The 14,189-nt window shown below is 58.8% G+C and carries 13 protein-coding genes; 1 reads left to right on the top strand and 12 read right to left on the bottom strand.

Annotated features, from left to right (window positions below):
- Positions 1–100: 100 nt before the first annotated feature.
- Positions 101–1,126, top strand: a complete 1,026-nt coding sequence (locus CK911_RS04250) for a porin (protein ID WP_098969096.1) — start codon at positions 101–103, stop codon at positions 1,124–1,126.
- A 585-nt stretch (positions 1,127–1,711) separates the two neighbouring features.
- Here the strand turns inward: CK911_RS04250 and tyrA are convergent.
- The 12 genes from tyrA to hinT all read right to left on the bottom strand — a co-directional run bounded on the left by tyrA (position 1,712) and on the right by hinT (position 14,165).
- Positions 1,712–2,851 carry a bifunctional chorismate mutase/prephenate dehydrogenase gene (gene tyrA, locus CK911_RS04260; protein WP_098969098.1) on the bottom strand — a complete coding sequence of 380 codons (1,140 nt, stop codon included), beginning with the start codon at positions 2,849–2,851 and terminating at the stop codon, positions 1,712–1,714.
- A gap of 124 nt (positions 2,852–2,975) precedes the next feature.
- Positions 2,976–4,049 carry a 3-deoxy-7-phosphoheptulonate synthase gene (locus CK911_RS04265; RefSeq protein ID WP_068977169.1) on the bottom strand — a complete coding sequence of 358 codons (1,074 nt, stop codon included), beginning with the start codon at positions 4,047–4,049 and terminating at the stop codon, positions 2,976–2,978.
- 366 nt (positions 4,050–4,415) lie between these two features.
- Positions 4,416–5,744, bottom strand: coding sequence for a glucose-1-phosphate adenylyltransferase (glgC, locus tag CK911_RS04270; protein ID WP_098969099.1), 1,329 nt, complete (start codon positions 5,742–5,744; stop codon positions 4,416–4,418).
- 290 nt (positions 5,745–6,034) lie between these two features.
- Entirely contained in the window at positions 6,035–6,952 is a 918-nt protein-coding gene (gene secF, locus CK911_RS04275) for a protein translocase subunit SecF (RefSeq protein ID WP_172953952.1), read from the bottom strand.
- 151 nt (positions 6,953–7,103) lie between these two features.
- Positions 7,104–8,906, bottom strand: a complete 1,803-nt coding sequence (gene secD, locus CK911_RS04280; protein WP_098969101.1) for a protein translocase subunit SecD — start codon at positions 8,904–8,906, stop codon at positions 7,104–7,106.
- A 157-nt stretch (positions 8,907–9,063) separates the two neighbouring features.
- A complete protein-coding gene (locus CK911_RS04285; RefSeq protein ID WP_098969102.1) occupies positions 9,064–9,498 on the bottom strand; it encodes a hypothetical protein in 435 nt (144 codons plus the stop codon).
- A gap of 95 nt (positions 9,499–9,593) precedes the next feature.
- Positions 9,594–10,451, bottom strand: a complete 858-nt coding sequence (locus CK911_RS04290) for a DUF6279 family lipoprotein (RefSeq protein ID WP_042022165.1) — start codon at positions 10,449–10,451, stop codon at positions 9,594–9,596.
- Positions 10,452–10,454: 3 nt separating this feature from the next.
- A complete protein-coding gene (locus tag CK911_RS04295; RefSeq protein ID WP_098969103.1) occupies positions 10,455–11,312 on the bottom strand; it encodes a phosphotransferase in 858 nt (285 codons plus the stop codon).
- Entirely contained in the window at positions 11,302–11,898 is a 597-nt protein-coding gene (lpoB, locus tag CK911_RS04300; RefSeq protein ID WP_042022169.1) for a penicillin-binding protein activator LpoB, read from the bottom strand. The genes CK911_RS04295 and lpoB overlap by 11 nt, the downstream gene beginning before the upstream one ends.
- Positions 11,898–12,296 carry a YcfL family protein gene (locus CK911_RS04305; protein WP_042022171.1) on the bottom strand — a complete coding sequence of 133 codons (399 nt, stop codon included), beginning with the start codon at positions 12,294–12,296 and terminating at the stop codon, positions 11,898–11,900. The genes lpoB and CK911_RS04305 overlap by 1 nt, the downstream gene beginning before the upstream one ends.
- Before the next feature lie 82 nt (positions 12,297–12,378).
- Entirely contained in the window at positions 12,379–13,815 is a 1,437-nt protein-coding gene (locus CK911_RS04310) for a COG3014 family protein (RefSeq protein ID WP_042022172.1), read from the bottom strand.
- Complete coding sequence (gene hinT / locus CK911_RS04315; protein ID WP_042022173.1) at positions 13,815–14,165, bottom strand: purine nucleoside phosphoramidase; 351 nt, start codon at positions 14,163–14,165, stop codon at positions 13,815–13,817. Before hinT ends, CK911_RS04310 begins: the two co-directional genes overlap by 1 nt.
- Between the last annotated feature and the right edge of the window lie 24 nt (positions 14,166–14,189).

Here is a 14,189-nt window from a genome sequence, read left to right on the forward strand (position 1 = left end):
AAGTCCGGTGCTAGTCTCGGCGGCATAGTGATGCAAAGAACATCGCTAACACAGGGAATAACAACAACTTAGTGTTTAATTACAGTAGGCATTGGAAACTATGAAAAAGACAATTCTGGCTATTGCTATCCCGGCTCTGTTTGCATCCGCCGCTAACGCCGCAGTGATCTATGACAAAGACGGTACCAACTTTGACGTTTACGGCCGTGTACAGGCTAACTACTACGGTGAGCACGATGACACCGATGGTGAGATCATTGGTGCTTCCCGTCTGGGTTGGTCTGGCAAAGTTGCGCTGAACAACACCTGGTCCGGTATTGCTAAAACTGAGTGGCAAGTTGCTGCAGAAAACTCAGATAATAAAGACGGTGGCAAGTTCAAGGCTCGTCATATTTATGCTGGCTTTGATGGCACTCAATACGGTCAGGTTATCTTTGGTCAAACTGACACTGCCTTCTACGATGCTATCGCTGCAACCGATATCTTCAACGAGTGGGGTAGCCGTGGTAACTTCTACGACGGTCGTCAAGAAGGCCAGGTTATTTACTCCAATAAATTCGGTGGTTTGACCGGTAAGCTCTCTTATCAAACCCACGATGACAAATTTGAAGTCTCCAGCGATGCTGGTGGCGATATCAAGTCTGTGGTGATCGGTGATGTTGCTCGTGATGCTGCCTATGCAGCCACTCTTGGCTATGCCTTTGATTTCGGCTTGGGCCTGAATGCTGGTTACGCTTACTCTGACCTGGAAGGTCAAAAGACTAATGCTGGCCAAAACGGTGAGAAGTCTGAGTGGGCTGTTAGTGCTAACTACGGCATTGCAGGCTTCTATTTCGCCGGTATGTATACCGATGGCGAAATCAAAAACAAAACCACTGGTACCAAAGTTGAAGGTAAAGGCTACGAATTGGCTGCGTCTTACAACGTTGATGCGTGGACCTTCCTGGCCGGTTACAACTTTGCTGAATCTAAGCATTCTGGCGTAGACAAAGACCTCGTTAAAGATACTTTGCTGGGTGTTCAGTATGCTTTCACTTCCAAGCTGAAAGCCTACACCGAGTACAAGATCGAAGGTCTTGATAAGAAAGACGACCAGTGGACTGTTGCTCTGCAGTACAACTTCTAATAAGTGGAACAAGAGTAATATCCTGGCTTGAGCCTTTGACCAAGCTACGAATGGCCGAGATGAACTCTCGGCCATTTTTCTTTTTGGCGGTATCGCTGCTTCGTATTGGCGCCATGGTGAATCGCCGGATTGCTGTTTCATGGTGATATTTGGCGAACCGTCTGTTTCGGCTAATCTATCCTGCTTCCTGCTTCCTGCTTCCTGCTTCCTGCTTCCTGCTTCCTGCTTCCTGCTTCCTGCTTCCTGCTTCCTGCTTCCTGCTTATCTCTTTGATTGGGTTTATTGTTCTCTTTTGCGAAGTGAACTGAACGGCTCTGTGTAGCTTGGTTTGACCCGTGGCTATCAGGCACCCCTTGCAAGGGGATGCGGCGCTATCTGCGCTGATATGGATGGGAGCACCATGCTGGATGGTTGTGTATGGAAAGCTCGGGAGGAGGGAATTGAAGCCAGTCAGAGTTGGGCACTCGACGTGCAGCCGAGCGAGGTGGAAGCCCATGTTTAAATCAGTAACAAATAAAAAGGGAAGATGCTCAGGCACCTTCCCTTTTACCGTTTGTTTGGGCTCCGATGCCCCTATTGGCGGGATCAGCCGTGCTGGCGGCGGTCGTTGGCCTGGGCCAGCAGCATGCGGCTTTCACGCAGGAACTGGTCGGCATGTTCGCCAAAGAAACCGGAAACTTGCGAGAAGGCGTCGATAAATCCGGCTCTGTCTCCCCGCTCCAGCAGTCCCAGCGCTTCGCCAAAGTTTTGGTAGTAACGGCGGATCATCGCCAGATTCTGCGGTGACGACAAAATGATGTCGGCATAGAGGTGGGGATCCTGGGCAAACAGCCGCCCAACCATGGCGAGCTCCAGCCGGTAGATGGGTGAGCTCAAACTCAGCAGGCGATCCAGATTGGCCTGCTCCCGGGAGAGGTGCCAGCCATAGGCAAAGGTGGCGAAGTGGCGCAACGCCTGGATGAGGGTCATCGCCTCATCGTGGGCCTTGGCTTCCACCTGTTGCAAACGGGCGCCCCAGATGGTCATCTGATCCAGCAACCACTGGCTGGCGGCGGGGTCACGGCCCTGACAGCAGACAATTACCTGCTTGGCTAGACTCGCCACATCCGGTCCGAACATGGGGTGCAGCCCCAGCACTGGCCCTTGATGCACCGCCAACATGTGTTCGAGCGGCGCCGCCTTCACGCTGGTGACATCCACCAGCAGGCAGTCGGTGGGCAAGTTGCCGAGCCGGTCGATGATCTGACAGGTGATATCGATGGGTACTGCCACCATCACCAGACCGGCACCGGCGAGTATCTCGTCAGCGCGTGGCCAGTCGGCTTGTTCCAGCGTCTCGACCCGATAGCCGGAGAGGCCGAACATCTGGCCGAACAGCCTTCCCAGCTGGCCCTGACCGCCAATGATGACAATCTTGCCAAGATCCGGCTTCATGCATTTGAAGTGGTGTTCTTTTTCGCTGGCCGATTCGAGAATATAGGATTCGCGCATCACCCGGCGCAGCACATCCTCGATGAGATCGCCGGGTACGCCCAGCAGTTCGGCCTCGGCGCGGCGGCGGGCCAGCATGCTTGCCTCCCGATCCGGTGCATAGATGGGCAGACCGTGGCGGCTCTTCACCTCACCCACTTCTCCCACCAGCGCCAGACGGGCGGCCAGCAGATCAATCAGCTGCTTGTCCACCACATCAATTTTGTCCCTGAGGGCATTCAACTCTTCAGCCATATCCAGTCCCTGCTGGTACCGCGGGTAGTGGCACCTGGTGATTCAAGATGCAACTTGTGTATCACTGCGTGTTACAGCCAGTGATACCCAGGTTGTTCAATAGGTTACGACAAGATAGCACGACTTATCGTGCAGTTCTGCTGTTGAGCGGGGTGGCCAGCTCCCGATGGCATCGATCCAGCAGCGCGGCTGTGGTGTCCCAGTCGATGCAGGCATCGGTGATGGAGACCCCGTAGCGCATCTGTTCCTTGGGCTGCTCGCTGGACTGGCTACCCTCGAACAGGTTGGATTCGAGCATCACCCCGATGATGGAGCGGTTGCCCTCCTGGATCTGGTGGATGACGTTGTCGGCCACCTTGGGCTGCAAACGGTGATCCTTGCTGGAGTTGCCGTGGCTGCAATCCACCACCAGACCGGGTAGCAGGCCCGCTTTTTCCAGCGCCTCTTCCGCCAGCGACACATTGACCGAGTCGTAGTTGGGATGCTTGCCGCCGCGCAGGATCACGTGGCCATCCGGGTTGCCCTGGGTCTGCAGCAGCGCGACCTGACCCTGCTGGTTGATCCCCATAAAAGCGTGAGGAGAAGAGGCGGATTGCAGCGCGTTGATGGCGGTACCCAGGTTGCCGTCGGTGCCGTTCTTGAAACCGACCGGCATGGAGAGACCGGAGGCCATTTCCCGGTGGGTCTGGGATTCGGTGGTACGGGCGCCGATGGCAGACCAGGAGAAGAGCTCCGCCAGGTATTGCGGGCTGATAGGATCGAGCGCTTCGGTCGCCAGCGGCAATTCCAGCTCTGCCAGCCAGCAGAGCAGTTCGCGGGCACGGTGCAGCCCCAGCTCTACATCGAAGGTGCCATCCAGATTCGGGTCGTTGATAAAGCCTTTCCAGCCGACCGTGGTGCGTGGCTTTTCAAAGTAGACCCGCATGACAATGTAGAGCGAGTCCTGATAGGCGTCATGCAGCGCTTTGAGTCTGGTTGCGTACTCCTTGGCGGCGTCCATGTCGTGGATGGAGCAGGGGCCACAGATCACCAGCAAGCGGTGATCGCGGCGGTGAATGATGTCGGCGATCGTCGCTCGTGCCCCTTGCACGAAGGCCAGCGCCTGGTCGGAGATGGGTAATTTCTCCTTGAGCTGGGCAGGGGTGATCATCACTTGTTCAGACTGGATATGGATGTTGTTCAGGGGATCTCGTTGCATTGCTGGGTACCTCGCCAGCGGCGCGGCTGGTCAGTGTGTGTAATTAAAAATTTACGGTGGTGCGAATTCGTTGCACGAGGCCACAAGATACCAATTCACCCTCGATATTCAAGTGTAAATGTTGATAAGTAATCATTTTTAGCTGTTTTTATATGGTTATCCCATCATTCAGGGAGTGGAGAGTGCGATGCTTACCTTTCTATGAACATGGTTTGTATCGTTTTGTTTACGATTTGGCGCTTGTGTCAGCCGCATCTTCGCTGAGCGGCTACGGGGGATGTCGGTATGGGGGGGGAGCGCTATGGGCAAAAAAATGCGGGAGCCAGCATCTGGCTCCCGCAGTGTGATGAGAAGGGTTGGCTGGCGTTATGCCGAGACCGGCTGCTTGGCATCGGTAATGCTGTCGCTGGCCTGCTCCTGTTTAGCCAGTGCATCCAGCATGGGCTTAGTGACCAGCACGATCCCCTGTTCGGAGCGGTGGAAGCGACGGGCGTCTTCATCGGCATTTTCACCGATCACCATGCCTTCCGGCAGTTTGCATCCCTTGTCGATCACCACCCGGCGCAGTCGGCAACCGGCACCTATCTCCACACCCGGGAAGATCACTGCCTGATCCAGGGTGCAGAAGGACTCGACCCGCACATTGGTAAAGAGCACCGAACTCAGGATGAAGGAGCCGCAGACGATGGTGCCGCCAGAGAACATGGAGTTGATGGTCATGCCGTGCTGGCCGTTTTTGTCCTGCACGAACTTGGCGGAAGGGGTCATGTTCTGACTGGTCCAGATGGGCCAATCCTGATCGTAGATATCCAGCTCCGGGGTGACGGAAGCGAGATCCATGTTGGCTTCCCAGAAGGAGTCAACGGTGCCCACATCGCGCCAGTAGGGCTTGCGATCCGGGCTGCAGCCAACGCAAGACATCCCGAACGGATGAGCGTAGGCGGTGCCTTCACTGACCACCCGCGGGATCACATCCATGCCGAAATCGTGGTGAGATTGCGCGTTGGCAAGGTCCTCTTCCAGCAGTTGGTAGAGATACTCGGCATCGAAGATATAGACGCCCATGGAAGCCAGCGCAGTGTCAGCTTTACCCGGCATTGCCGGTGGGTTGGCCGGTTTTTCGACGAAAGCATTGATCTTGCGATCAGTGTCTACCGCCATCACCCCGAAGGCGCTTGCTTCACTGCGTGGCACCTCGATACAGGCGACGGTCACCTTGGCACCCATGTTGACGTGATCCAGCAACATGGCGGCGTAATCCATCTTGTAGATGTGATCGCCAGCCAGCACCACCACATATTTGGGGGCGTGATCGCGGATGATATCCAGATTCTGGTAAACCGCATCTGCGGTACCACGGTACCAGCTCACTTCGTCAACCCGCTGCTGGGCAGGCAACAGGTCAATAAACTCGTTCATCTGATAGCGTAAAAAAGACCAGCCAGATTGCAGGTGGCGCAGCAGGCTGTGGGATTTGTACTGGGTCACGACGCCAACGCGACGAATGCCGGAGTTGATGCAATTGGAGAGTACGAAATCGATGATGCGGAATTTACCTCCGAAATGAACAGCAGGCTTCGCGCGGTTATCGGTCAATTGCTTGAGGCGACTGCCCCGCCCTCCGGCGAGAACCAAAGCCATGGTCTCGTTCAGCAACTGTCTTGATTTTGCTGTATTGGCAGGTTGTAACAACATCTCATATCCCTTTGTAGATAAATCACTACAATGTTGCCTCTTTTGAGCCCTCAAGAAAGTGCTTTCAGTCACAAAATTGCGGCTTTCTCCGTAATAAAATGACCTTTTTGTTATTAAAAATGACGGGTTGAACCGTAATTGCTTTCAATATGGTCAGTTGTCAATTGAGGCGAGCCGAGCGGTAAAGGGGCGGCGAGAGATTGGCGGGCGAGATGGAAAAAAGCCCCTGCCAATGGTTGGCAGGGGCTCGGTTCGTTGAGGCCCAATGAGCTGGGCCTGATTAGCCAGGGTCAGGCCGCGTTGGCCAGTGGCTCCTCGCTCTTCTTCTGGTAGGCCTGCGGGGTGAGGCCCAGCAGCTCCTGCACGGTCGAGGCGACGGTGATGGAGGAGACGGTGCCCACCAGAATGCCGGCAAACAGGGTGAAGGAGAAACCGTAGAGGGCGTCACCACCAAACAACAGCAGGGCACCCACGGTAAACAGAGTGGTGCCCGAGGTGATCATAGTGCGACTGAAGGTTGCCTTGATGGCCACATCAGAGCACTCGTGGATCCCCATCTGGGTGCGCGAGCTCAGCAGATCCCGCAGTCGGTCCGAGATGACGATGCTGTCGTTGAGGGAGTAGCCGATCACCGCCATCAAACCGGCGATGATGTTGAGGTCAAACTCGATCTGGCACAGGGAGAGCAGCCCCAGCGCTACGATGGCGTCATGGACTACCGAGAGCAGGATGCCGATGGCCTGACGCCACTCGAAGCGAAACGCCAGATAGGCCGACATGGCCAATGAGGCCACCAGCACCGCCAGCATCCCCTGCTGGAACAGCTCGGCGCCCACCTGCGGGCCGACGATGGTGGTGCGCAGCAGCTCGACCGGCATCCCCAGTTGCTGGGTCAGCATGGTGGCGAGATCCGCCGCGGGCCAGGGCAGCTCATGGGGGGGCAGCTTGATCAGCCATTCGCCCGGTACACCGGCAGAGCTGAGTTCTACGGCCCCCGCCAGCGGGGAGACCAGCATGGCATTGAGATCATGGGCCTCTTTCAGGGTCTGGATATTGAACTCCAGCAGGATCCCGCCGGTAAAGTCGAGCCCCAGAGTCAGGCCATTCACCAGCAAGATGGCGATGCTGGCCACAGTCAGGGCGATAGAGGCCCACAGGCCGATATAACGCCAACGAGTCAATCCCATTGCAACGATCATTCTCAACATAATTCTCTCCTTGGCCAGCCAGCATGAGGCTGTTGGCCTATCACGACGTGTCGCAACACGTCGGGGAACATGGTTCTGCTCCGGCACGCCCCGGCCATATCCATGGCCGATGGTGCAGCCAAAGCCGCTCATCAGAGGGACAGCTGTCCCGTTACACCTTCAGGGTGCGTTCGCTGCTGCGTCCCCACAGGGGGTTGATGATGGCGCGCGTCCCCCAGATCCCGGTGATCATGCTGGAGAGCAGACCCAGAATAAGGGTGACCGAGAAGCCTTGCAGCGGACCGGAGCCGATGGAGTAGAGCACCACGGCGCAGATGAGGGTGGTGATGTTGGCATCGAAAATGGTGTGGAAGGCCGAGCGATAGCCAAAGTCGATGGCGTTGGCCAGTGAGCCGCCCTCTCGCAGACGATCCTTGATCCGCTCGAAGATCAGCACATGGGTATCCACCGCCATGCCCACCGTCAGCACCAGACCGGCGATCCCCGGCAGGGTCAGCACGGCCCCCGGCAGCACCGCCAGCATCCCCACCTGCATCAACAGGTTGGCGACCAGCGCCGTGATGGCAACCCAGCCGAATTTGCGGTACCAGGCCATCATAAACAGCATCATGCCCGCCATGCCGAAGGCCAGCGCGGTGAAACCCGCCTCGATATTCTGCATCCCCAACGTGGGGCCTATGCTGCGCTCCTCCAGGATCTTGAGGGGAGCAGTGAGGGCGCCGGCACGCAGCAGCATGGCCAGCTCTTGCGCTTCTGGCAGACTGCCAATGCCGGTGATGCGGAACTGGTTGCCAAGGGCGGTCTGGATGGTGGCGACGTTGATCACTTCGCTCTGGGCTCGCAGCTTGCCCTGGGTATTGGTCTTGTATTCGGTGAAGACGGTCGCCATCGGCTTGCCCACATGCTGGCGGCTGAACTGGTTCATCTTGCTGCCACCCAGGGTGTCGAGCACGATATTGACCTGAGGCTGGCCCATCTCGCCCATGTTGGCGCGGGCATCGACGATGTGTTCGCCGGTCAGTACCGGCTTGCGTGCCATGCCAATGGCCTGGCCGCTGCGATCGGCGATATAGAAGTGGCTGTCTGCTTTGGCTTCATAGAAGGCCAGCGATGCGGTGGCACCGATCACCTCTTTTGCCTGCTTGGGGTTATGGACGCCGGGCAGTTCGATGCGGATACCATCTTGCCCCTGACGCACCACCGAGGCTTCGACAATGCCGAGCTCGTTGATCCGTTTCTTGAGGATCGACAGGTTTTGGGTCACGGCGTTGTTGACCAGCAGGGTGCGTTCCGCGTCACTCAGCACCAGCTTCAGGTCATTGCCGGAGCGGGTCAGCTTCCACTGATCCTGACGGGTACCGGCACTCTCCTTGATGATAGAGAGCCAGCTCTCCTGTTCGGCGACATCCGGCAGGGTCACGGCCACTGCGCCCTGTGCGCTGCGTATGACGCTGGCGCCGCGCAGGTTGGCTTCACGGAAGCGAGTACGCAGGGTATCCACCAGATTCTTGGTCTGGGTATCGATGACAAAGTCCACGTCCACCCCAATCAGCAGCTGGGAGCCGCCGCGCAGGTCCAGCCCCAGCTTGATGGGATCGGCACCGAGGCGGGTGATCCAGCCCGGCGCGTTGGAGTGGAACTCAAGGGTCAGCGCCGCGCTGTCGAGGCCCTGCTGCTCCAGCAACTGTTTGGCGCGCTGCTGTTCACCCTGGCTGGCAAAGACCAGCTCGACCCGTTCAGACTGCTCGATCACCTTGACCGGCGTCAGGTGCTTGTCGGTCAGCAGCATCTGCTGCTGGGAGGTCAGACTCTGCTGTCCGTGCAGGCCGAGGGAGGGCTGCTCACCGAAGAAGGTGGGCAGGGAGTAAAAGGTAAAGGTCAACAGCATCAACAGCAGCAGCGCGTACTGCCACTTGCTCATGCGATTGAGAACGGTGCGATTGGTTTTTCTCATGCCAAATAGCCTCTGTCAGGAGAATGGAGCGCAGGCCCGTGTCATAACGGCTCGGCCGGGCGCAAAAAGAAAGATGCGTTCAGGGCGGGATGGCACAGAAGTGCAGCCCGTAACAGAAGAGGAGGTGTGCGAGAAATAGCTGCCAAACCCCTCGGGGTCAGGCGGCCAGAACGCTCTGACTGAAGCGGTATTGCAGATGTTGGCGGTGCAGGCGGTGTCGATGGATGGTGCAAAAGCGATCGCGAAAGCTGCGCTGGTGATACATCTGGGCGGCCAGTATCAGCCAGCCGAGCAACAGCAACAGGATGGCCTGAGTAGACCAGCTCTGGATCAGCTCGTAAACCACCTCTTTGGGCTGGTCGTCACTGCGCAGGGATTGTTCCAGCCGCAGCAGGTGATTCTGATGGCTGGCGACAAACTTGATGATGCCCTCGTCGCTGTCGCTAGCCTGATTGAACACCAGAGTTTGTTGCGGTTCACTGTGCGAAAAGGTGGGTAGCAGTGAGCCTTCCATCCGGGTGATGGAACAAAGCAGGGTGAGGGCGATAACCAGCGTTATCAGCACCAGTTTGGCTTTGTCGATAAGGCGCAAGCAGTGAATTCCACAAAAAGAGAGCAGGCAAGCTACCACACTCATCGGGCCAGAACAAGGTTGTGGCCCGATGAGTCCTTGATGGATGAGGCGGTTCAGCGGCCGGTCATCTGGTCAAAATCGCGGGCGTAGCCCTTGAGCAGACTGTAAAGATGAGTTCGCTGGGCGAGATCCAGTGACTGACTCATGTCGCTCAACCAGTTGACGGTACGTTGACGCGACTGCTCGGTATAGCCGGTAAAGCGGCCATCCATCAGGCCATCCCCCTCGGCCAGCAGATCGGTCAGCTCACGGGTAAAGTCGGGACTCTGGCGCTGCTTCATCAGCCTGTCCAGCTCCCGGGTCCAGGACTCCTGAAAATCGAGCCAGGGGGGCATCAGCTCGTATTGCCACTCGGCCCACTGTGCCACCAGCGGCGCCTGTGCCGGTTTCACCTCGCCAATCCAGAACACCAGCCGCTTGTTCATCTTGTCGCGAAACTCCGCCAGCATCTGCTCTTTGGGCTGGGTGGCAAAGTCGTGTTGCCGCTCCTGTTGCCGCTTGACCCGATCGGTCATGAAGCGGGCGACCTGATCGTCGCTCAGGGTGCGCGCCAGCCTGACCGCGCGGGGAATGGTGTTCTCCAGAGTGCGGGTCAGACTCTGCTGCACCGCATCCAGATTGGTCGAGATCTGCGCCGGGGTCATAGGGCTGGCAATGGCTTTGGCCAGCGCGTCGAGATCCCTAGCATAGCGGGGCAGCTCATGCTGGCGATGCCAGGCCATCAGCCCTTTCACTTCGCGGCTGAGCAGATCCTTTTGCGAGTAGGAGAGGGCAAAGTAGTCATCCAGCTGCCAGATGATGGCGGTATCGAGCCAGTAGTAGATCACCCGGGTGGAGCAACCGGTCAGCAGCAGGCCGATCAGCAGCAGACCCCAGGTTTTCGGCTTGTGCCAGCGCACCTTGTTTATCATCTGTTACTCCAGTCGTTGCCGGTTGATGGCGATCAGGGTGTCATAGTCGTGTGAATCGTCGGGTGAGGCCTGTTGCTCGGCCATCAGCAGGGCCCAGAGCAGGCCGATGTAGTCGACCCAGGGTAAAAATGCCTCGCTCTGAAAATCGGGCCACTGGTGGCGCGGCAGGGCCTGCAGATAGTGCGCCTCCAGCGCTTCGCGCCGCTCGGCGGGCCACTCATGGGTGCGCTGGATGCTGGCCAGCTCAAAGCCGGGATGCCCTGCTGCGCCATACTCCCAGTCGATGACCCAGGGTTTGCTTCCCAACAAGTTAGCCGGATTGAGATCATGGTGGCAAGGTCGCCAGCAATCATGGGGTTCACGGCTGGCGAGCAAGCCCCGCTCCAGCCCGGGTAGCCAGGGGGGGATGTGGGCCAGTCGAGCGCGATAGCCCGCCGCGTGGGCACGCACCGCCATCACCACGGCGGGCAGCGGCAGGCGGTGTAGCTTGCGCAGCACCTCTGCCAGCAGGCGGGGCTGATCGGCTGCCGCTGGCGCCGCGTGCGCCCAGTTGGGCTCATCGCTCCACACCAGCAGCATCAGGCCGCTGGCGAGATCGCCATAGTGGCAGGGCAGCGCCAGCCCTTCGGCCATCGCCCCCTGATAAAGCTGCCACTCGGTGACGCGATCGATGCCAAGACGTACCGGATCGGGGTGGCCCTGACGCAAAAAGTAACTGCGCCCCGAGGGGAGGCGCAGTCGATAGTTGCTGTTGGTGAGGCCGGTCCCGAGGGGCTCCAGCAGCCCGTCCCGCCAGGGAGCGGGCAGGCTGGCCAGCAGGGAATCAGGGCCGTGGCTCAGCGGGAGCCTGTTACCAGCCAAAGGTGGATTTCTTCGCCTGTTTGCGGATCTCTTTCTGATCGGCCCACAGCAGTTCGCCGTTTTGCAGATCCATCAGGTTCATGGTCATCTGGTAGTAGACATCCTTCACCTTGCCATTGTCCTTGACGATGCTGGAGAGGTTGCCATAAACCATGTAGCGGGCACCGGTCTGCTTGCCCAGCCGCACCATGGAGGCTGGGTCTACCATGCCGCTGCTCTGCTGGTATTCGAGTTGCTGTTTGACGGCGGTCACCTTGCTCATGTCGACGAAGCGGAAGGTGCCAGATCGCAGCAACTTGGTGCGGATAGTGTCAGTGATGGCTTCGGTATCGATGTGCTCGGAGGTCTTGTTGCGGATAGAGTCCATAAACATCACCGGACGACCGCCTGCGGTGATCTCGCGGGTGGCCGGAGAGGCGAGCATGGAGTCCGCCATCTTGTCGGCGATGGCCTGCAGATCGCTTGAACCGTAATCGACGGTGACGGTTTCGGTTTCAGTGGGATCGCCATAACTGACGGTGGTGCTGGAGCAGCCCCCCAGCAGCAGGGTGCCGGTCAGGATCAGCAGGGCGTGATTCATTTTCATCAGTTGGATTCCTCAATCACTTCACGTACGTAAATCCGGTAACCCTGCGCCGCCGGGCTAGGTGCCAGGGCAGAGAGGGTGCGGGTCTGATAGCCATGCAGCTTGATGGGGGTCCAGCCGCGGCCATCGCTGGCGACCTCCTGACCGGCCTCATCATACCAATAGAACATGTATTGCAGCTTGTTATCGCCGCGCTGGGTGCTGGCGGCGGCCACATTGACCTGCAGCAGGCCGTTTTGCTGGCGGCGGCTCAGCTCAGTCAGAGTGACATTGACATTCTGGTGCTGCTCCAGCGTGGGTGCGCCGCCCGCCGGGCCATAGAGCGCAATGCCGGAGGTATTGGTGGCGCAGCCGCTGAGCAGTAGCGCGAGCCCGAGGGCCAACCCGTATGCTTTCATCTTGCTCTCCTTAATCGGGGTGAGTGGGGTAGCGTTTGAGCTTGCCCGTTAATCGTCTCGTTTATCTGCTTTGGCCCTTTGTTCAAAGGGGCATCACCCGGGTGGTCAGACCGGCCCCGAGGCGCTGTACCCACACCAGGGTGGTGCGTCCCTTGTGGATGGTGAGCGGCAATTGCCGCTGCGCCGCCCCCGCGCCCAAGGTGAGCTGAACGCTGCCTGCCGGCAACATTCCCTGCCAGCTGGCGGCCTGTGCCGGCAGCGTCAGCCAGCTGCGGGTATCGGCCCGCTCCGAGAGGGTGTTGAAGATCCCCACCAGAATATTGCCCACATCGCCCCCCTCTTTGGCGGCGGTGTGGCGCATCTGCTCCTTGGCCACCAGTCGCAGCGCCTGACGGGTCAGCATGCCCGGCAGCCGCTCTTGCAGATCTTTGGCCGCCAGCGCTTCCAGTCGCACCAGCTCGCTGGTCTGCTCGACCCGTTTTCCGACTTCCACCGTCAGCGGTCCGGTGTCACTGGCCCGATTATCGTAATAAGGGATGGCGACGGTAAAGGTGCGAAAATCACCGCGAGAGGTGGAGATGGGCAGCGGCAGGAACAGCTCGCGCCGCGCCGGGATCAAACCATCCTCAAACAGCACCACCAGCTGGCCTTGATCTTTCGCAAGCGGCGGCGCCTTGCGGCCCACCTTTTTTTCGGTCGCGCGGATCTCGTCCGGTGAGCCACGTAGCCGCGCCAGTCGCAGCAAGGCATCTTGCAGGCTGCGGTTGTCCGGCGCTATCTGGTAGCCGCGCTGATAGTCGACCCAGGCATCGTTGAGATCTCCGGCCGCCTCATAGAGCACGGCTGAAAAATAGAAGGTGTAGGCGTTCTGAAAACCGTTTTTGACCTTGCCGATCAGCCGGTCGAGATCCGGTGCGCCGCGCGACATCAGCTGGCGCATCTCGCCTTCTGCCTCGGCCTCTTCGCTCTCATCTTTCGCCTTGCGCACCTCGTCGGCTCGCCGTTTCAGGGCTTGTTCCTGCACCTGATTGGCGCGGCGCACCTCCACCAGGGCGCCATCAGCATCGCCTCGTTGCAGGTAGTTGAGGGCCAGATAGTGGTGCAGCATGGTGCGTTCGTAATCGGGGGTACGGTAGGCCATCGACTGATCGTTGGTGAGCAGACTGCCCACTTGATCCAGCCCCTGGCTCAGCCGATATTCGGCTTGGCTATCCTCCCATGACAGACGATTGTCGGCGGCGGCGAGCGCCTGCTTGCTGCCCGCATCCTGCCCGGCGAGCCAGGCGATGCGCCCCTGTTCCAGACGATCCAGTACAAAGGTGTCATCCCCGAGGGTGGAGTCACGCACCTCTGGCAGTGCCTCGGCGGCATGGCCCAGCAACAGCTGGTTGCGCAGGGGCACCATCTGATCGGAGTAGGAGACGAACATATCCTGCCAGCGGGAGGCACAGCCCCCCAGCAACAGCAGGGCGCCGCAGAGCAACAGGGCGCTGCGGCAGGTTGCGAGGTGGCGCTTCATTACAGGCTGAGCAGCGGCCCCAGCGGCTGGCCGCCGACCAGATGCATGTGGATGTGGTAGACCTCCTGCCCGCCGTGGCGGTTGCAGTTCATGATGAGGCGGTAGCCATCTTCGGCGATGCCCGCATCGCTTGCCAGCTTGCGGGCCACGGTGAACATCCGGCCAAGAGCCAGCTCATGTTCAGCTTCCACGTCGTTGACGGTGGGGATCAGGATGTTGGGGATGATCAGGATATGGGTTTTGGCCTTGGGCTGGATATCCCGGAATGCGGTGACCAGATCGTCTTGATAAAGGATGTCGGCGGGGATCTCTTTGCGGATAATTTTGCTGAAAATGGTTTCATTCGCCATTGCTAACTCCCTTATATGAAAAAG

The organism is Aeromonas sp. CU5, assembly GCF_002586745.1.
GTDB lineage: Bacteria > Pseudomonadota > Gammaproteobacteria > Enterobacterales > Aeromonadaceae > Aeromonas > Aeromonas sobria.